The organism is Sphingomicrobium aestuariivivum (assembly GCF_024721585.1).
Lineage (GTDB): Bacteria > Pseudomonadota > Alphaproteobacteria > Sphingomonadales > Sphingomonadaceae > Sphingomicrobium > Sphingomicrobium aestuariivivum.
In genome coordinates this window covers 319,296-338,952 of the sequence record NZ_CP102629.1, presented here as the reverse complement: position 1 = coordinate 338,952, position 19,657 = coordinate 319,296, and the positions used below count along the sequence as shown (strand labels likewise).

The window sequence follows — 19,657 nt, the reverse complement described above, 5'->3', positions numbered from 1 at the left end:
CGATTAACTTTGTTTGACTAGGGCCAAATGTTCACATTCGACGAACGACCGTCCGATGTTGCAGTGCAGCAACAATCGTTGGAAGCGCGCTATCGCACCGCCATGGAAGCGCTTTCGCGCAACCGCGCGTGCCCTAGCGCCTGGGTCGAGCTCGGCGAAGTCGCCCTGTCGGGGGACAATCCGGCCAGCCTCTTCGATATCGCCGCCAAGGCCCGCGCCCACGGTGGGGACAGCCTAGCGCTGCGCTGTCTCGAAGCGCGCGCCAGTCTCAAGCTCGGGCGCCGTGCCGAGGCACGCGAGCGGGCGCTGGATCTGGCGAAGGTGACGTCGGCCACCGCGCTCGAGGCCGATACGATCGGCGTCCTGCTCGTCCACGTCGATCTCGTCTCGATGGCGCTCCCCTTTTTTCGACAAGCGACCGCGGCGGCGCCGGATAATCCGGCCTTTGCCTATAATCTTGCCACCACACGGCAGTTCTGCGGAGACATCGAGGGCGCGCGCGAGACTTTCGCGGCGATGCTGGCGCGCGACCCCGAACAGCCGCGGGCATGGCTCGGCTTCGTGCAGGTCGGCGGCGGTGGCGAGGGCGATATCGCGATGCTCGGGGAGTTGCTCGAGGCGAGCGATGATCCGGTGGCGCGGCTGCATTACGGTCATGCCGCCGCGCGCCTGTGCGAGCGGGGAGGGGGGGATGCCGCTGCGATGGACTGGCTCGAGCGTGCAAAGGCGCGGCATCGCGACCGGATCGACTACGACCGCGCGGGCGTGGATCGCCTCTTCATGGCCGCTGCGGCCGCGATCAACGGCGCGGTGGAGGCGGCGCGAACGACGGCCAGCGCGCAGGAAGGGCCGCTGTTCATTGTCGGGATGCCGCGCTCGGGCACGACCCTGATCGAGCGGGTGCTCGGCGGTCATGACGTCATTTCCAGCGCGGGCGAGCTGAGCGACTTTGCCTTCGCGCTGCGTCGGCGCAGCGAGGCGGACGGTCCGCTGGTGCTCTCGCCAGAAGTACTCGGCGCCGAAAGCGACCTCGCCGCAGTCGGAAAAGCCTATCTCGCGCAGACCGCGCCGCTTGCTGCCGGCTGCTCGCATCTCATCGACAAGATGCCGTTCAACTTCTTCTATGTCCCGCATATTCTGGAGGCGCTGCCGAATGCGCGGGTGCTGGTCGTGCGGCGCGGGGACGAGGATCTGGCCATTGCCAATTACCGCCAGCTCTTCGCCACCAGCTTCGGCTATTACGACTATCATTACGACCTTGGATGGACCGCCCATTTCGTGGCGCGCGCGCAGGCGCTGATGGACCTGCTCGACAAGCGGCTCGCAGGGCCGCGGCTGCGCTCGATGCGCTACGAGGCGATGACCGGCGACCTCGAGGGCGAGGCTAGGGGCATCGTGGACTGGCTCGGGCTCGACTGGTCGGACGACCTGCTCGATTTCCACCGGCGCAAGGCGGCGGTGACGACCGCCAGCTCGGTGCAGGTGCGCGAGCCGGTGCATCGTCGCTCGGTCGAACGCTGGCGCCGCTATGGCGATGTCAGCGACCGCCTCGCAGCCGGGATGGCGCGCGAGCGCGAGGCCGCCGCCGAACTCTTCTGACGTCACGAAAAAGGGGCCCGCAGCGTCGTGCTGCGAGCCCCTTTTCTCAATGGCTTGTGATCAGCTCTTAATAAGCGACCGAACCTGCCTTGCTCTGTTCGGCGATGCTTTCGCTACGCTCGTCATCGAGCTGCGAGATGGCGTCGTCATTCATTTCCGACACGGCATCGTTGATGTCCTCGCTCGACGATGCGTGACCGGTCGCGGTGCCGATCTTGTTGCGGCGGTTGAGAAGGAATGCGCCCGCACCGGCCGCCGCGACCACACCACCGGCGATGGCGGCGCTGGTCCTGGGGTTGTCGCGGATGGTCCTGTAGGACGAGCCGAGAAAATCTTCGCGCGTCTCGAGATTGCGACGCGTCGCCTCGATGCGGCTTTCCTGCGTCGCGGTCTGGTCGAGCGAATGGGTCGGCTGCTTGTTCATGCTACTGGCTCCCTTGATTGAAGATTGTTTCGGGGAACCAACGCTTTAAAGGCGCCGCCCGCTCCTTCATTCGTCGCGGGCGGCCCTCGTTCTGGCGTTTACAGCTGCGAAAGCAGCGTCTCGGCGCCCGACACTTCATAGGCGCCCGGCTGTTCGACATTGAGCTCCTTCACGACGCCGTCCTCGACCAGCATCGAATAGCGCTGCGAACGCGTGCCCATGCCAAAGCCCGAAGCGTCCATGGTGAGGCCGAGCGCCTTGGCGAAATCGCCATTGCCGTCGGCGAGCATCTCGATGTCCTCGCTGCCGGCCTGGCTGCCCCAGGCGCCCATGACGAAGGCATCGTTCACGCTGGTGGCCGCGATCTTGTCGACGCCCTTGGCCTTCAGCTCGTCCGCCTTCTCGACGAAGCTCGGCAGGTGGCGCGCTGAACAGGTCGGGGTAAAGGCGCCGGGGACGGCGAAGAGGGCGACGGTCTTGCCCGCGAAATAGTCCTTCGAGTTCACCGGCACCGGCCCCTCGGGGGTGGCGAGGCTGAGCGAGGTTTCGGGCAGGCGGTCGCCGACGGAAATGGTCATGATGTGGGGATCCCTTTTGTCTTGTCTGTCCCTTGCCTAAAGCACGGGCTTCGGCAGAGTTGCAATCGGCCAATGGTCCCGAAGGCCGCATCCCTGCGTTGACCGACTGCAATGATCGAAAAAGCCACGCCTTTCCTGACCGGACGCTTCCTCCTTGCCATGCCGGGGATGGGGGACCCACGGTTCGAGCAGGCGATCATCCTGATGGTGGCGCATGACGAGGATGGCGCGCTCGGCATCGGCGTCGGGCAGGAACGCAAGGGGTTGAAGCTGAAGGACCTGCTGCGCCAGCTCGACCTCGACTTCGAACATGCCCCCGATGCCCCCGTCATGCACGGCGGGCCGGTCGAGCCCGGGCGCGGCTTCGTCCTCCATTCGGACGACTGGGGCGGGCATGACACGGTCGATATCGGCGGGCTGTGCCGGATGACCGCGACGCAGGATGTCCTCAAGGCCATCGGGCGCGGGGAGGGGCCGAGCCGCTTCCTCGTCAGTCTCGGCTATGCGGGCTGGTCGGGCGGCCAGCTCGAGGAGGAGCTGACCCGCCATGGCTGGATGGATGCGCCCGCCAGCGATGCCATCCTGTTCGAGGACAAGGCGCCCGCGCGCTGGCAGCGTGCCTATGAAGCGCTGGGCATCGATCCCGCGCTCCTCTCTCCGGACAGCGGCGCCGCCTGAGGCCGTTTGCAGGCGCCAGTTTACAGGGCGGGGGCGAACCCGCTAGGGCGCCTAGCGAAACCGCGGGGCGTCCGCCCTGCCGATCCAAGCTGGAGACCATCGTGACCGACTATATCGTCAAGGACATCTCGCTCGCCGATTACGGGCGCACCGAAATCACCATCGCCGAGACCGAAATGCCCGGCCTGATGGCGACCCGCGAGGAATATGCCAAGGAGCAGCCGCTGAAGGGTGCGCGCATCACCGGCTCGCTGCACATGACGATCCAGACCGCCGTGCTGATCGAGACGCTGGTCGCGCTCGGTGCCGAAGTGCGCTGGACCACCTGCAACATCTATTCGACGCAGGACCATGCCGCCGCCGCAATCGCCGCGCAAGATATCCCAGTCTTTGCCGTGAAGGGCGAGACGCTCGAGGAATATTGGGACTATGTCGGCCGCACGTTCGACTGGGGCGACGAGACCTGCAACCTGATCCTCGATGACGGCGGCGATGCCACCATGTTCGCGCTCTGGGGCGCGCGCGTCGAAGCGGGCGAGAAGCTGCCCGAGCCGACCAACGAGGAAGAGCGCGAGTTCAACAAGGCGCTGACCGCCTTCCTCGCCAAGAAGCCCGGCTACCTCACCGAGACCGTCAAGAACATCAAGGGCGTGTCCGAAGAAACCACCACCGGCGTCAACCGCCTCTACCAGCTCGCCAAGAAGGGCCTGCTTCCCTTCCCGGCGATCAACGTCAACGACAGCGTCACCAAGTCGAAATTCGACAACAAGTACGGCTGCAAGGAAAGCCTCGTTGACGGCATCCGTCGTGGCACCGACGTGATGATGGCGGGCAAGGTCGCCTGCGTGGCCGGCTATGGCGACGTCGGCAAGGGCTCGGCCGCCAGCCTCAAGGGGGCGGGCGCGCGCGTCATCGTCACCGAGATCGACCCCATTTGCGCGCTCCAGGCGGCGATGGACGGCTTCGAGGTCGTGACCATGGAAGAGGCCGCACCGCGCGCCGACATCTTCGTCACCACCACCGGCAACAAGGACGTCATCACCGTCGACCATGTCCGCGCGATGAAGGACATGGCGATCGTCGGCAACATCGGCCACTTCGACAACGAGATCCAGGTCGAGGCGCTCGAGAACTTCAAGTGGACCGAGGTGAAGCCGCAGGTCGACCTGATCGAGAAGCCCGACGGCAAGCGCATCATCCTCCTCTCGAAGGGGCGTCTCCTCAACCTCGGCAATGCCACCGGCCACCCGAGCTTCGTGATGAGCGCCAGCTTCACCAACCAGGTGCTGGCGCAGATCGAGCTGTGGAAGCGCGGCGGGGACTATGACAACACCGTCCATGTCCTGCCCAAGCATCTCGACGAGAAGGTCGCGCAGCTGCACCTCGCCAAGCTCAATGTCGAACTGTCGAAGCTGAGCGAAGAACAGGCCGACTATATCGGTGTCGAGGTGGACGGCCCGTTCAAACCGGAACACTACCGTTATTAAACTGGTGCAAATCCGCCGCTCCTTGGGCGAGCGGCGCTGATTTTCCGACCTGCGGGGACTGTTGCACCAGTGCGACAGTCCCCGTTCATTTTGCCTTCAGGTGCCCCGCAGGCATTCCCTTTTCGACATGCCCCCTTATGCAGGAGGACAGGCAAAAGGCCTTTCTCACATAAAGGGAATCAAATGCGCAGAATTAATCGTACGCTGGCTGGCTCTTCGCTCGCCGCCGTCTCGCTGGCGCTGTTTAGCACGCCCGCGTTTGCTCAGCAGACCGACGACACCGACGAACCCGGTGAAGTTGCGGTCGAAGAGGTTGTCGAAGAAATGGACAGCCCGTACCAGGACGACACCGTCACCAACGCTGATGGCAGCGCCGGTGACGCGATCGTCATCACGGGTTCGCGCATCCGTCGCGACGAATTCTCGACCACCGAGCCGATCACCGTCATCACCCGCGAGGAAGTGACGCAGGCCGGCTTCAACTCGGCTGCCGAACTTCTCCAGTCGAACCAGGTCTCGCAGGGCTCGGCCCAGATCAACAACTACTACGGCGGCTTCGTCGTCGACGGTGGTACCGGTGTGAACACCATCGGTCTTCGCGGCCTCGGCCCGGCACGTACGCTGGTCCTCCTCAACGGTCACCGTCTGGCCCCCGCGGGTACCCGTGGTTCGGTCGGCGCGGTCGACGCCAACGTCCTTCCCTCGGCGATGCTCGAGCGCGTTGAAATCCTCCAGGCCGGCGCCTCGTCGGTTTACGGTTCGGACGCGGTCGCGGGCGTTGTGAACATCATCACCGACCGTGGTCTCGAAGGTCTCGTCCTCGAAGGCCAGGCGAACATCCCCGAAATCGGTGCCGGCGTCGAACGCCGCATCTCGGCTTCGTTCGGTAACCAGAGCGATCGCTTCGGCTTCATCGGCTCGGTCGAATATTACAAGCGTGACGCCGTCCGTCTCAACGACGTCGATTTCACCTCGTGCCCGATCGAAGGCTATCTCGACGGTGCGGGCAGCGAACTGGGTTCGGGCGATTATATCGACCCGCTGACCGGTGCGCCCAAGTGCTTCACCATCTTCAACGGTGGTGTCACCATCAACACGCTCGGCCTGCCGCGTCGTGTCGGTGTCGACCGTGAGACCGGTGCGCTCGGCGTCTTCAACCGCTTCGTGCCGGCTCCCGGCGTTGCGGGCACCCCGGACGCCCCCGAACTGCTCGGTGTGAACCTTTACACCCGTGACAGCTTCGACCCGCGTTCGCAGCTCGAAGAAATCGTCACCCCGGCAGAAATCCTCACCGGTTACGCCCAGCTGACCTACGACCTCGACATCCTCGGCGACGCCGAAGCGTATCTCGAAGTCCTCGGCAACCGTCGTGAAAGCTCGTCGATCCTGTATCGCCAGCTCTCGCTCGACTATTCGACCGGCAGCCCGCTGATCCCGGAAGCCTATCGTGACGGCATCTTCCTGCTGCCCAACGAAATCACCAACGGCAACTTCGCCGCTGCCCGTGCCTTCATCGGCTTCGGCAACACCAACACCGCGCAGGAAGTGAACTTCTACCGCGTCGGTGGTGGTCTTCGTGGTGACTTCCTCCTCGACGATTGGCGTTATGACGCGTGGCTGAGCTTCTCGGGCACCGATGCGACCTATGAGAACGAAACGTTCCTCACCGACCGCATCGCCCGTTCGCTCGACGTCACCGAAGTCGAACCCGGCGTGTTCGTCTGTAACACGACCTCGGATCCGAACTGCGTCCCGGCCCCGTATCTCGATGCGGCGACCATCGGCGGCGACCTGCCGCAGGCGTACAAGGATTACATCCTCGCCAACGTGATCGGCACCACCAAGTATGACGAAACCGTCGTTGCCCTCGCGGTCGACGGCCCGGTCTTCGAAATGCCCGGTGGCGACGTCCAGCTGGCGCTGGGTGCCGAATATCGCGACGCCTCGATCGACGACCAGCCGCCGGCCGACTCGGTCAACGGCAACCTGTACAACCTGACCTCGGCCTCGCCGACCGTCGGTTCGGACAGCGTTTGGGAAGTCTTCGGCGAAGTCTTCGTCCCGATCCTCGGCGACGTGCCCGGTGCCTACACGCTGAACCTCAACGGTTCGGCCCGTTACACCGAGTATGACTCCTACGGCGGTGACTGGACCTACAAGGTCGCCGGTGAGTGGGAACCGATCCGCGGTCTCGGCTTCCGTGGCAGCTACGGTACCAGCTACCGTGCCCCGGCCCTGTTCGAGCAGTTCCTCGGTGCCACCTCGGGCTTCCTTTCGAGCAGCGCCGACCCGTGTGACGACTACGGCAACTCGAACAACCCGATCGTCGTCGCCAACTGCGCCTCGATCGGTCTTCCGGCCGACTTCCAGCAGAACAGCGGTATCACCGTGTTCAACCTGGGTGGCGCTGGTGCCGGTCTCGAAGCCGAAACCTCGACCAACTTCGGTGCGGGCGTCGTCCTGCAGCCGCGTCTGCCGGCTGCCTGGGGCGATCTCAGCATCGCGGTCGATTACTTCGACATCGAGATCAACAACGGTGTGTCGCAGGTCGGCGCCGGTTCGATCCTGAGCCGCTGCTACGGTGATCCGAACTTCAGCCCGTCGACCGGCTTCTGCCGCCTCGTCGTGCGTGACGCCAACAACGAGCTGACGGTCAACAACAGCTACATCAACCTTGCGACTGACAAGGTTCGTGGCTTCGACCTCAACCTCCGTTATGCGCGTAACTTCGGTGACGTCGGCGCCATGCTCACCATGCGTGGCACGAAGTTCGAAGAACAGTCGAACAAGCTGTTCGAGGAAGAATTCCTCACCGACTTCAACGGCATCATCACCGCGCCGGAATGGAGCGCCAATGCCGAGCTCGGCCTCGACTTCGGTGACGTGGCCCTGCGCTACGGCGTCGACTTCGTCTCGGGTTCGCCGGACTACACCTACCAGTACTTCACGTTCGACGAAGGTACCGGTGAGTTCGATCCGGATCTGGAAGAGTTCTATCGCAGCATCTTCTATCTCGAGAGCCCGGACTATTGGACGCACTATGCGTCGGTCCAGTTCGACGTGACGGAAGACTTCCAGCTCACCGCGGGTGTCCGTAACCTGTTCGACGCCGAACTGCCGCAGATCACTGCGGTCGGCTTCTCGACCTACGGCAACACCCCGCTCTACTCGGGCTATGACTACATCGGTCGTCGTTTCTTCATCAACGCGACCGCCAAGTTCTAAGCTCGCTTAGACGGCAAATGAGAGAGGGCGGGGAGCTTCGGCTTCCCGCCCTTTTTCTTTGCGTCGGCCCTGCTAAGACAGGGATATGAACGGGGCATCGAACAAGGTGACAGCTTGTCGCCACTGGCAGCGGGAGCGGGGGCGTTGAGCGAGCTTCCGGGGCTCACGCTGCTGATCGGCCTCTGGCTCGTCATCGCGCTGGTCGCGACCACGATGGCCGCCCGCCGCGTCCGGCAGGCGCAGGCCATCCTCCAGACCGCCCGGTCGCTCCACGACCTGATCGAGCGCTCCCCTGCGCGGCCGCTCGTCATCGGTCCCGACAACCGCGTCGAACTCGACAGCCAGCTGCGCGACCTCCTGCACCTCGAGCGCGATCCCGACAGCCTCGCCGGGCTCGCCGCAGGGGGCGTTCTTCCCGAAGAGGAAGTGGGAGCGCTCGAGGCCTCGATCGAAGCCACGCGTCGCTCGGGTGAACCGCTCGACACGACGCTCGAGACCAAGGAGGGCAGCATCCTTGCAATCCGCGGCGCGCTGACCGGCGCGGGCGGGACACCCGGCGCCATCCTCGGGTGGATGATCGACATTTCGGAGGCCGAGGAGGGCAAGCGCCGCCTTGCGCGCCGTCTCGAACAGACCGAAAATGCGCTCGACAGCCTGACGCACCTGATCGAAAGCGCGCCGTTCCCCATGTGGTATCGCGGCCCCGACATGAGCCTCGGGCTCGTCAATTCGGCCTTCGTCGCCGCGGTCGAAGGCGAGGATGCCGCCGACGTCATCGCGCGCGGCGCCGAACTCATCGACGCGAGCGGCGAGCGCAGCGCCGCCTCGGGCGCGCAAAAGGCGCTCGACCAGGGTGCGCCCTATTCGCGCAACCAGCCTGCGACCATCGGCGGCGAACGACGCATGCTCCGCCTCGTCGACGTGCCGCTGCCCACTGGCGCGGTCGCGGGCTTTGCGCTCGACATCCAGGATCTCGAGGATGTGCGCTACGAACTGGCGCAGAATATCCAGTCGCAGCGTGAACTGGCCGACCGCATGGCGGCGGGCGCGGCGCAGTTCGATGCCGACGGGCGCCTCAGTTTCTACAACCAGCCCTTCCAGCTGATGAGCCAGCTCGACACAGAGGATCTCGACGAGGGCATTCCCTTCGACCGGCTGCTCGATGCGATGCGCGAAAAGGGGCGGGTGCCCGAAGTGCGCGATTATCCGAGCTGGAAGGCCGAGCGGCGCGAGTGGTTCACCGCGACCGAGGAACTGATCGAGGAGGACTGGATCCTCGCCAATGGCGACCACCTCCGCGTTGTCGGCCAGCCGCTGCCAAATGGCGGGCTGCGCCTCATCCTCGAGGACCGCACCGAGCAGGTTCGCCTTGCCAGTGCGCGCGACACGCTGCTCCGTGTGCGCGCCGCGACCTTCGACAACCTCTTCGAGGTCATCAGCGTGTTCGCCTCGGACGGACGCCTCTACCTGTGGAACCGCCGTTTCTCGCGCCTCTGGGGGCTGGAGGAGGGCTGGCTGTCCGAGCATCCGCGAGTCGACGAACTGGTGCCCGCGATGGCGCAGAAGCTGGTCAACCCGACCGAGGCGGCGCAGATCCGCGAACTCGTCCGCTCGACCACAGCGGGACGGCAGGCGGGCTCGGGCCGGATGACCATGACCGACGGCCGCGGCTTCGAATATGCCGCCGTGCCGCTGCCCGACGGCAATGTCCTCGTCACGATGGTCGACATCACCGACAGCCTGCGCATCGAGAGCGCGCTACGCGAACGCGCCCGCGCGCTGGAGGAGGCGGACAGCGTCAAGACCGACTTCGTGGCGAACATGAGCTACGAGCTGCGCACCCCGCTGACCTCGATCGGCGGCTTCGCGCAGATGCTCGCGGCGGGTTATGCGGGCGACCTGTCGGAAAGCGCCAAGGAATATCTCGACGCCATCCTCCTGTCGGTGGAGCGATTGAGCCGGATGGTCGACCGCGTCCTCGACTTGACCCGCACCGAAGGCGGGGCACTGCAGATCGAGCAGGATCGCGTCGATCTGGCGGGGCTCGCGACCACCGTGGGCGAAAGCTTCCTGCCGCGCGCGAAGGAACAGGGGCAAAAGCTCGACCTCGTCATCGACGAGAGCACGGGGACGGTCGAGGGCGATGCCCGCCGCCTGCGCGAGGCGATCGAGAATATCCTGCAAAATGCCGTCAACTATGCCGGCCACGGTGCTGAAATCACGCTGGAAGCCGAGGGTGACGAGGCGGAGGCGCGGATCACCGTCACCGACAATGGCGGCGGCATCGACCCCGACGAGCAACCGCGTGTGTTCGACCGCTTCCACCGCGTCGACCCGGGCGAACGCGGCGAGGCGGCGCTGGGTCTCGGCCTGCCGCTCACGCGCCAGTTCATCGAGGCCCATGGCGGGCGTGTCGAGCTGGCGTCCAAGCCCGGCGAGGGGACTGCCGTCACGCTCGTGATCCCGCGTGGAGAGGCGGCATGATCCTTGCCGACGAACAGGCCACGATGGCCGCCGGCGCCCTGCTCGCCAAGGTGGTGCGCCCGGGCGACGTGATCACGCTCTCGGGGCCATTGGGCGCAGGCAAGACGAGTTTCGCGCGCGGCTTCCTTGCCGCCATGGGGCACGAGGGCGAGGTGCCGAGCCCGAGCTTTGCCATCGTCCAGCCCTACGAGCATCTCGATCCGCCGGTCTGGCATGCCGACCTCTACCGGATCGAGGAGGAAGGCGAGCTCGACGAGCTCGGCCTCGACGACCTCGCCGACGCCGTGCTGCTGGTGGAATGGCCCGAGCAGGCGGGGCGCTGGGACCATGCACTTGCACTGGTCATCGACCCCGATCCTCGGACGGGCACGCGTCGCTTGACAGCCTCCGCGCCGGAAGCTTGGAAGGAACGATGTCCGTTTCCATGACCCCGCCCACGCTGGCGCCCGCTTTCCTCGATGCCGCCGGTTGGGGAGGCGCCGAAATCCTGCCGCTCGCGGGTGATGCCAGTTTCCGTCGCTATTTCCGCGTGGTCCATCCCGATCACGGTCGCGCCGTGCTGATGGATGCGCCGCCCGAGCATGAGGATTCGCGCCCCTTCATCGCCATCGCCGAACATCTCGATGCGCAAGGGTTGCGCGCGCCGCGGATCCTGCATCGCGATCTCGAGGCGGGGCTGCTGCTGCTCGAGGATTTCGGCGACAAGCGCGTCGCGCCCGTGCTGGCCGCCGGCGAGGGCGACGAGGGAGCGATCTATGCCGAGGCGGTCGATACGCTGGTGCAGCTTCACGAGGCGCCGCTGCCCGCCGGCGTGGCGCCTTATGACGAGGACGCACTGAAGCGCGAGGTCGACCTGTTCGTCGACTGGTACCTGCCCGCGCTTGGCGTCGAGAACATCGACCGCGACAGCTTCGATGCGGCGTGGAAGGCGGTCTGGCCCGGGCTTCTCGCGCGCACCGCGGCGCATCCGGTGCTGGTGTTGCGCGACTATCATGCCGACAACCTCATGCTGCTCGAGGAGGGCGGGCTCGGCCTGCTCGACTTCCAGGACGCGCTCGCGGGCCATGCCGGCTACGATCTCGTCTCGCTCCTGCAGGATGCCCGACGCGACGTCGATCCCTCGCTCGAAGCGCGTATGCGCGAGCGCTTCATCACGCGGTCGGGGATCGAGCACGCCGCGACCTTCATCGCCGACTACGAACTGCTCGGCGCCCAGCGCAACGTGAAGATCCTCGGCATCTTCACCCGCCTGTGGAAGCGCGACGGCAAGCCGCATTATCTCAAGTTCCAGCCGCGCATGTGGGGGTTGGTCGAACGCAACCTCGCGCATCCCTCGCTGGCACCATTGAAGGCCTGGTTCGACGCCAACGTCCCGCCCGCACTGCGTGCCGATGCGTGGGAGGAGTATCGCTGATGAAGCGCACCAGCCTGTCGCTGCGCCCGAAGGTCGAGGTCGAGGTGCCGAAGACCGCGATGGTCATGGCGGCGGGGCTGGGCAAGCGCATGCGCCCGCTCACCGCGACGCGGCCCAAGCCGATGATCGAACTGGCGGGCAAGCCGATGATCGACCATGTCCTCGACCGGCTCGAGGAGGCAGGCGTCGAGAAGGTCGTGGTCAACGTTCATTACCTGCCCGACGCGATCGAAGGCCACCTTGCCACCCGCGAAGGCATGGAATTTGCCATTTCGGACGAGCGCGAGGCCCTGCTCGAGACAGGCGGCGGCCTCGTGAAGGCGCTGCCGATGATCGACAGCGACCCCTTCATTTCCTGCAACAGCGACAATTTCTGGGTCGACGGCCCCTCGGACAGCCTGCGCCTCCTCAGCAGCCAGTGGGACGCGGACAAGATGGACGCGCTCCTCCTGCTCGTGCCCCATGCGCGTGCCTTCCATCATCGCGGGCGCGGCGACTTCCATCTCGACCGTCACGGCCGGTTGAAGCGGCGCGTCGCCAACAAGGTCGCGCCCTATGTCTTCACGGGCATCCAGCTGGTGTCCAAGCGGCTGCTGCGCGATGCGCCGGAGGGCAAGTTCTCGACCAACCTGCTGTGGGACCGCGCGATCGAGGAAGGCCGCCTCTACGGCGCGGTCCACCAGGGCCTGTGGTTCGACGTCGGCACGCCGCCCGCCATTCCCGCGACCGAGGCGATCCTGCGCGATGAGTGAGGCGGACGGGACCACGCGCCCCACGGTCTTCTCCATTCCCCCGCACCGCAGCTTCGTCGACGCGCTCGTCGCGGGGCTTCTCGACAAATATGGCAGCGATCCGCTGGCAATGGCGCGGGGGCGTATTCTCGTGCCGACCAACCGCGCCGCGCGCTCCCTGCGCGATGCCTTCGTGCGCGCGGCGGGCGAGGGCTGCCTCCTTCCGCGTCTCGTGCCGATCGGCGACGCCGAGCTTGGCGACCGGCTCGGGCTCGCGCTTGATCCGATCGACGAGGCACCGCTTCCGCCTTCGATCGATCCCGAGGAGCGGCTGCTGGTCCTCGCCCGCCTCCTTCGCGGGAGCGACGCACGCGGAAGCGCAGTCTCGGCGATGCGCGAGGCCCGCGACCTCGCGCGCGCGCTCGACCAGCTCACCATCGAGGAAAAGACGCCCGAGGAGTTGCGCGCGCTGGCCCCCGAGGCGGGCGAGTTGCAGGCGCACTGGCAGCATCTCTACGCCAAGCTCGGGCTCGTCTTCTCCGAATGGCCCACCATCCTCGAGGAGCGCGGAGCGATCGACCTCGCCGAGCGGCGCAACCGCCTCCTCCACCGTCTTGCCAAGCGTTGGCAGGAAGCGCCGCCCGACGGCTTCACCGTGGCCGCCGGCATCACCACCACCGCCCCCGCGGTGGCGCATCTCCTCAAGGTCATTGCGCGCCTGCCCGAGGGGATGGTCGTGCTTCCCGCGCTCGCCCGTGAACGCGAGATGCCCGATGAGGAATGGAAGGCGTTCGCCGAGGTGCGGGGCGAGGGCGAGGCGCTGGCCGAACCGTCGGGCACGATGCTGAGCCATCCGCAATATCACCTGCGCCTGTTGCTCGACCGCATGTCGGTGGCGCGCGGGGAGGTGCAGGACTGGAGGCGGCGCGGCGAGCCCGCCGCCGCGCCCGAACGCAGCCGCGTCATCACCCATGCGATGACCGCCGCGCGCTACACCGACAAGTGGCAGGAGCTCATGCCGGTCGAGCGGCGTCTCGGTGGCGGGATCCGCGCTGCCGAATTTTCCGACCCCGCCGCCGAAGCCGCCGGGATTGCGCTGGCGCTGCGGCGCGCGCTCGAAGAACCCGGCAAGACCGCCGCACTGGTCACGCCCGACCGCGGGCTCGCCCGCCGCGTCGGCGCCATCCTCACGCGCTGGGGCATTGCCGTCGATGACAGTGCTGGCCAGCCGCTCGACCAGAGCCCGCCGGCCACGCTCCTCCTTCTCCTCCTCGCGGCGATGGAAGAGGATTGGGCGCCGGTGGCGATGCTCGCGCTCGCCAAGCATCCGCTAGTCGGGGGCAAGGGCCCCGAGCGCGGCGACTGGCTACGGCAGGTGCGACGGCTCGATCTCGCTCTGCGCGGGCCGCGCCCCGGGCCGGGTCTCGAGGGCTTGTCGAAGCGGCTCGAGCGGGAGGAACAGCGCGCCGCTTTCGCGCTCGTCCGCGCGCCGCTCGAGGCCGCTGCGGAGGTTCTCGAAGGCGCCAATACGCTCGCTGCGCTTGCCCGCGCGCTGCACGAAGCGTTGGAAATCCTCGCAGGCGAGCGGGCGTGGACCGGGGCGGCAGGGCGCGAATTGTCGGCGCTCGTGGAAACGCTCGAAACGTCCGCCGCCGCCGCCTCCTTCGAAGTGCCGCCGGAGGAGCGGCAGGCGCTACTGCGCAGCCTGATGGCGGGGCGTAGTGTACGCCAGCCCTATGGCGGGCATCCGCGCGTCCAGCTCCTCGGCTTGCTCGAGGCGCGGCTGCTGCAGAGCGACCTGATGATTCTCGGCGGCCTCAACGAAGGCAGCTGGCCCGCCGACAGCGGCAGCGATCCCTGGCTCGCGCCGCGCCTCCGCCGCCTGCTCGGCCTGCCGGGTCTCGACAGCCGCATCGGTCTTGCCGCGCATGACTTCATGAGCGCGCTCGGCGCGCCCGAGGTGCTGCTGACGCGGGCGCTGCGCGATGCCCGTTCGCCAACCATCGCCTCGCGCTTCTGGCTCCGGCTCGAAGCCATCAGCGGCGGGATGAAGCGCGACGACGACCTCCAGCGGCTCGCGCTGGCGCTCGACCGCCCAGAGGAGGTGCGCCCTGCCGGCCAGCCCATGCCGGCGCCGCCCGCCGACAAGCGCCCCAAGGCGCTGCCGGTCACCGCGGTCGAGCGGTTGAAGGCCGACCCTTACGCATTCTACGCCCAGCGTATCCTGCGCCTGCGCAGCCTCGAACCGCTCGAGAGCCAGAAGCTTGCGGCGTGGCAGGGCACGCGGGTCCATGCGCTGCTCGAGGCCTGGATCGTGCGCGACGATGCCGATCCCGATGCGCTGATGCCGGCGCTCGAGGAGATGCTCGGCGCGGACGACATCCACCCGATGCTGCGCGCCCTGTGGGGCCCGCGCCTGCGCGAGGGGGTCGCCTTCATCCTCGAGGAGGTGGAGAAAGACCGCGCCTCGGGCCGCGTGCCGTGGAAGGCCGAGCTCAAGGGAAAGGCGATGATCGCGGGGATCATGCTCGACGGGACCGCCGACCGGATCGACCGCTGCAAGGGCGGGGGCCTCGCGATCGTCGACTACAAGACCGGCTCGTCACCCCAGCGCAAGGCGGTCGACGCGGGCTTTGCCATGCAGCTCGGGCTGCTCGGCCTGATCGCGCGCGAGGGCGGCTTCGAAGGCGCGGGGACCAGCCCCGTCGCGCTCGAATATTGGAAAATGGCCAAGTCGCGCGGCGGCTATGGCGAGCGCATGGCCGCGACGAAGGGCGATGTCTCCGACTATGTCGCCGAGACGGGCGCCAAGTTCGCCGAACTGGCGCGAGACTATCTCCTCGGCACCGAACCCTTCGTGGCCAAGCTCAACCCGGCCTTCGCCCCTTATGGAGACTATGACCAGCTGATGCGGCTAGAGGAATGGTATGGACGCGGTGCCTGAGAAATCAGTCCGCCTTGGGCTTGCCCGACTTCTTGCGGCGGTTGGCGTAGAGCAGCGCGGCAACAATGGCGGCCGAGCCGACGCCGACCGCGACGCTCGCGGCCTTGATCTTCTTCTTGTTGGACTTGGCGCTCTCCGCCGTCTCGACGGCGGCGTTGGTCTTCTTCTTGGTCATGGCCGCTCCTTAGGCACAGATGCCGGCTTTGCAAAGCATCTGTCGCGGCGAGGCGTGGCATGAAGCGGCTCGATCCCTTGCCGCGGCTCGGCGGCGCGCAAGGGCGCGCGTCCGATCCCGCGCATCATGCCGCGCTGTCGGCCTCGGCCGGCACCGGAAAGACGATGGTGCTGACAAGCCGCGTGCTACGGCTCCTTTTGCGCGGCGTGTCGCCGGGCGCGATCCTCTGCCTCACGTTCACCAAGGCTGCGGCGGCCGAAATGTCGAACCGCATTTCGATGCGGCTCGCCAACTGGGTGCGGATGGACGCGCAGCACCTCAAGCTCGACCTTGCCAATCTCGGCGAGCGTACCGACGAGGAGACGCTGAAGCGCGCGCGGCAACTGTTCGCGCGGCTGCTCGACACGCCCGGCGGCCTGCGCATCCAGACGATCCACGCCTTTTCGCAGTCGCTGCTGGCGAGCTTTCCCGCGGAGGCGGGCATCGCGCCGGGCTTCGAGGCCATCGACGACCGCGCCGCCGACCGGCTCGTCACCGAAGTGCTCGCGGACCTCGCCAGCGAGGCTGCCGCTTCGCCGCTGCCGAACGACCGCCAGTTCCTCCACGACCTCGAGACGATGAGCCTGAGGCTCGGGCAGGCGGGGGCGACGGGCTTCCTCAAGGGCTGCGCGGCCTTTCCGCGCGGTTTCGCGCGCCTGTCGGAGAAAGGCGCGATCGAGCCGTGGCTGCGTGTGTTGTCCGAACTGCCGGCGACGGGGACAGCGGAGGAAATCCTCGCCGCCGAGCTGTTCCACCTCGACGGCATATTGTTCGGGCGTTTGGTGGCTGCCAACCGTGCGTGGGGCACCGCGACGGGCAAGGGCATCGCCGAACGCATCGCGGCCTTCGAGGCAGCCGATCCGGGGCAGCGCGCCGCGCTCCTGCCGGGCCTGGCCGACAAGATCCTCAAGAAGGGCACGGACGAGCTATGCAAGGTGTCGCCGAAGCAAGTCGCCGCCGATCCCGATTACGAGATGCTCGCAAAGGAGTTTGCCGACTGGTGGCTTCCGCTGTCGCGGCTGCCCGACCGGCTCGTCTATGTCGAGGACCTCGCCGCCGCATTGCGCGCGGGCGAGCGCTTCACGCAGCGCTACGGGCGCGTGAAGCAGGCGCGGGGGCTCGCCGACTTCACCGACCTCATCGAATGGACGCTCGACCTGCTCGCCCAGCCCGGCATCGGCGACTGGATCCGCTTCAAGCTCGATGCGCGCATCGACCATGTCCTCGTCGACGAGGCGCAGGACACCAACGCGGAGCAATGGCGCATCATCTCTGCGATGGCCGACGAATTCTTCGCCGGTAATGCCGAGACCGAGGACCGATTCCGCACGCTCTTCATGGTCGGTGACTTCAAGCAGGCGATCTACGGCTTCCAGGGCTCGCAGCCCGAACAGTTCGTCGCCGCGCGCGAACGCTTTCGCCAGCGCGCCGAGGACGCCATCGCGGCCGCGGTGGACGAGCGTCCGCGCGCCTTCGAGGACCTGTCGGTCTCGACCAGCTTCCGTTCCTCGCCTGCCGTGCTCGAATGCGTCGACCGCGTGATCGAGACGGTCGGGGCAGGGGCGATGGGACTACCCGACGACCCGCCACGCCACTTCGTCGCCGACCATAACAGCGATCGCTTCGGCGCGGTCGAGCTGTGGCCCGCCTTCGACTTCGAAGCCGAGGAGGGCGGCGACGGCGCGGGCGAGGAAAATTGGATCGACCTTCGCGACCGCCATTATGCCCGCACGCTGGCCGACGAGGTCGGCGCGATGATCGAGCAGGGCACGCGGCCCGGCGACATCCTCATTCTCCTGAGGCGCCGCAGCGAACTTGCCTCGCTCATCGTCGCGCGCCTCTTTGCCGCCCGTGTCCCGGTGGCGGGGGTCGACCGGCTCTTCCTGTCGCGGCCGCTCGCGGTGCAGGACCTCCTGGCAGCGATGCGCTTTGCCACCCAGCCCGGTGATGACCTCAGTCTCGCCTGCCTGCTGGTCGGGCCGCTCATCGGGTGGAGCCAGGACGAACTGGCAGCGCTGGCGATGGACCGCGAGGGGGCGAGCTTGTGGAAGAGCTTGCAGCGCGCCGAGACGCGTCCGGCGATGGAAGCGCGCCGCGTTCTCGACCCGCTGCTCGGCATGGCCGATTTCACGGGGCCCGGCGCCTTTCTCGAGGCGATCCTGTCGGGACCGATGGACGGGCGCCGCAAGCTCATGGCGCGGCTCGGCCATGATGCGCGCGATCCGATCGAGGAATTGCTCAATGCCGCGCTCGAATTCGAACGGGGCGAGACCGGCAGTCTCGACCATTTCCTCGCCGCCATCGAGGCCGACGACAGCGAGGTGAAGCGCGAGGCTGCCGGACGCGGCGACGAGGTGCGGGTGATGACCGTCCATGGCGCCAAGGGGCTCGAGGCGCCGACCGTCATCCTCGCCGACGCGACTTGGGATCCCGACGGGCCGGGCTCGCGCCCCACGGTCACGCTGCCCTTGGACGATCTTGGCGAGATGCCGCTCCTTCGACCGCGCAAGGCCGAGCGCGGGCCGCCCATTGCCGCTTCGCTGGAAGCACTCGAAGCTCGCGAGCGCGAGGAGCATTGGCGGCTCCTCTATGTCGCGCTGACCCGCGCCGAGGAGCGGCTCGTCATCGCCGGGCCGCGTCCACGCAAGCGCGGTGGCGGGCTGGGACCGGTCCCCGAGGGCTCGTGGCACGCCGCGGTCGCGCGGGCCCTTCAGTCGATGGAGAGCGAGACACTCGAACGCGACTGGGCCGAGAGCGACGGGCTCGTCTATTGCACCGGACGGGCAAAGGGCAGCGCGGCGAGGGCGCTGCCGGGCGAAGGGCGGGAAATCGAACTGCCCGAATGGGCGAAGCAACCCGCGCCCGCCGAGGCGCGCCCGCCTCGTCCGCTGAGCCCCTCGGCCTTCGAGGGGATGGACGAGCTGAGCTTTCCGCCGGCCACCGCCGAACAACGCGGTGCCGCGCGGCGCGGCACGCTCGTCCATGCGCTGCTCGAAAGGCTCCCTGCCGTGCCCCCGGATCGGCGCGAAGGCACCGCGCGGCACTGGCTCGCGACGACGCATGACGTGCCGGAAGCGGAGGCGGCCGACCTGGTCGCCGCCGCGCTCGGCGTCATCGAGGCGCCCGAACATGCCGACCTGTTCGGGCCTGGAGCGCTCGCGGAGGCGCCGCTCGCCGCGACGCTGCCAGACGGGCGGGTGATCGCCGGCACGGTCGACCGGCTGCTGGTCGGGGAAGATCGCGTGCTGGTGGTCGATTTCAAGACCGGCCGCTTCGTCCCCGACGCCCGCGAGGACGTACCCCAGGCCTATGCCAGACAGATGGCGGCCTACAAGGCTGCGCTCGAGGTCATTTTCCCCGGAAAACAGGTTGAAAGCGCGCTTCTCTATACAGCGGGCCCGCTACTCATTTCGATGGATTGACGCTCCACCCTTGAGCCGGACGCACGGCTGCCCCATATGAGCCGTCAAGCTAGTATTGAGGAGAAGGCGCGCATGGCCACCAAAGCTGTCACCGACCAGAATTTCCAGTCCGACGTCCTCGACGCCGACAAGCCCGTCCTGGTCGATTTCTGGGCCGAATGGTGCGGCCCGTGCCGCATGATCGCCCCCGCGCTCGAGGAAATCTCCGAAGAGCTCGGCGACAAGCTGACCATTGCCAAGATCAACATCGACGAGAATCCCGAGACGCCCGGCAAATATGGCGTGCGTGGCATTCCCACGATGCTCCTGTTCAAGAATGGCGAGGCCGTCGCCCAGAAGGTCGGCGCCGCGCCCAAGGGGCAGATCCAGCAATGGATCGAAGGGGCGCTCTGAGCCTTCACTTTCGTTGACGAACGGTCGGGTCGCTCCTACATCGCAGCCCGACCGTTTTTCTTTA

The 19,657-nt window shown here is 67.1% G+C and carries 14 protein-coding genes; 11 read left to right on the top strand and 3 right to left on the bottom strand.

Features of this window, described 5'->3' with window-relative positions; translation table 11 throughout:
* The first annotated feature begins 27 nt into the window (after nt 1-27).
* Nucleotides 28-1,599 carry a tetratricopeptide repeat-containing sulfotransferase family protein gene (locus NUW81_RS01575; protein WP_245109694.1) on the top strand — a complete coding sequence of 524 codons (1,572 nt, stop codon included), beginning with the start codon at nt 28-30 and terminating at the stop codon, nt 1,597-1,599.
* Nucleotides 1,600-1,666: 67 nt separating this feature from the next.
* On the opposite strand, the gene NUW81_RS01570 is transcribed toward NUW81_RS01575, so the two are convergent.
* Nucleotides 1,667-2,023, bottom strand: coding sequence for a hypothetical protein (locus NUW81_RS01570; RefSeq protein WP_245109692.1), 357 nt, complete (start codon nt 2,021-2,023; stop codon nt 1,667-1,669).
* A gap of 98 nt (nt 2,024-2,121) precedes the next feature.
* Nucleotides 2,122-2,601 (bottom strand): peroxiredoxin, encoded by a 480-nt coding sequence (locus NUW81_RS01565; RefSeq protein ID WP_245109689.1) that lies wholly within the window; start codon nt 2,599-2,601, stop codon nt 2,122-2,124.
* A gap of 111 nt (nt 2,602-2,712) precedes the next feature.
* On the opposite strand from NUW81_RS01565, the gene NUW81_RS01560 reads away from it, so the two are divergent.
* The 8 genes from NUW81_RS01560 (at nt 2,713) to addB (ending at nt 15,564) form a co-directional block, all read left to right on the top strand.
* On the top strand, nt 2,713-3,279 hold the full coding sequence (locus NUW81_RS01560) for a YqgE/AlgH family protein (protein ID WP_245109687.1): 567 nt from the start codon (nt 2,713-2,715) through the stop codon (nt 3,277-3,279).
* 89 nt (nt 3,280-3,368) lie between these two features.
* Nucleotides 3,369-4,766: an adenosylhomocysteinase gene (gene ahcY / locus NUW81_RS01555; protein WP_245113611.1), complete on the top strand. Its 1,398-nt coding sequence runs from the start codon at nt 3,369-3,371 to the stop codon at nt 4,764-4,766.
* A 183-nt stretch (nt 4,767-4,949) separates the two neighbouring features.
* On the top strand, nt 4,950-7,991 hold the full coding sequence (locus NUW81_RS01550) for a TonB-dependent receptor plug domain-containing protein (protein WP_245109685.1): 3,042 nt from the start codon (nt 4,950-4,952) through the stop codon (nt 7,989-7,991).
* Nucleotides 7,992-8,135: 144 nt separating this feature from the next.
* Nucleotides 8,136-10,475 (top strand): PAS domain-containing sensor histidine kinase, encoded by a 2,340-nt coding sequence (locus tag NUW81_RS01545; protein ID WP_245109683.1) that lies wholly within the window; start codon nt 8,136-8,138, stop codon nt 10,473-10,475.
* Nucleotides 10,472-10,903: a tRNA (adenosine(37)-N6)-threonylcarbamoyltransferase complex ATPase subunit type 1 TsaE gene (gene tsaE, locus NUW81_RS01540; protein WP_245109681.1), complete on the top strand. Its 432-nt coding sequence runs from the start codon at nt 10,472-10,474 to the stop codon at nt 10,901-10,903. Before NUW81_RS01545 ends, tsaE begins: the two co-directional genes overlap by 4 nt.
* On the top strand, nt 10,900-11,889 hold the full coding sequence (locus NUW81_RS01535; RefSeq protein WP_245113610.1) for an aminoglycoside phosphotransferase family protein: 990 nt from the start codon (nt 10,900-10,902) through the stop codon (nt 11,887-11,889). Before tsaE ends, NUW81_RS01535 begins: the two co-directional genes overlap by 4 nt.
* Nucleotides 11,889-12,641, top strand: coding sequence for a nucleotidyltransferase family protein (locus NUW81_RS01530; protein WP_245109679.1), 753 nt, complete (start codon nt 11,889-11,891; stop codon nt 12,639-12,641). The genes NUW81_RS01535 and NUW81_RS01530 overlap by 1 nt, the downstream gene beginning before the upstream one ends.
* Nucleotides 12,634-15,564: a double-strand break repair protein AddB gene (gene addB, locus NUW81_RS01525; RefSeq protein ID WP_245109676.1), complete on the top strand. Its 2,931-nt coding sequence runs from the start codon at nt 12,634-12,636 to the stop codon at nt 15,562-15,564. The genes NUW81_RS01530 and addB overlap by 8 nt, the downstream gene beginning before the upstream one ends.
* 4 nt (nt 15,565-15,568) lie before the next feature.
* Here addB and NUW81_RS01520 read toward each other — a convergent pair whose 3' ends face one another.
* Nucleotides 15,569-15,739: a hypothetical protein gene (locus NUW81_RS01520; RefSeq protein ID WP_245109674.1), complete on the bottom strand. Its 171-nt coding sequence runs from the start codon at nt 15,737-15,739 to the stop codon at nt 15,569-15,571.
* Nucleotides 15,740-15,798: 59 nt separating this feature from the next.
* On the opposite strand from NUW81_RS01520, the gene addA reads away from it, so the two are divergent.
* Entirely contained in the window at nt 15,799-19,200 is a 3,402-nt protein-coding gene (gene addA, locus NUW81_RS01515) for a double-strand break repair helicase AddA (protein WP_245109672.1), read from the top strand.
* 72 nt (nt 19,201-19,272) lie between these two features.
* Nucleotides 19,273-19,593, top strand: a complete 321-nt coding sequence (gene trxA / locus NUW81_RS01510) for a thioredoxin TrxA (protein WP_245109670.1) — start codon at nt 19,273-19,275, stop codon at nt 19,591-19,593.
* Nucleotides 19,594-19,657: the final 64 nt, after the last annotated feature.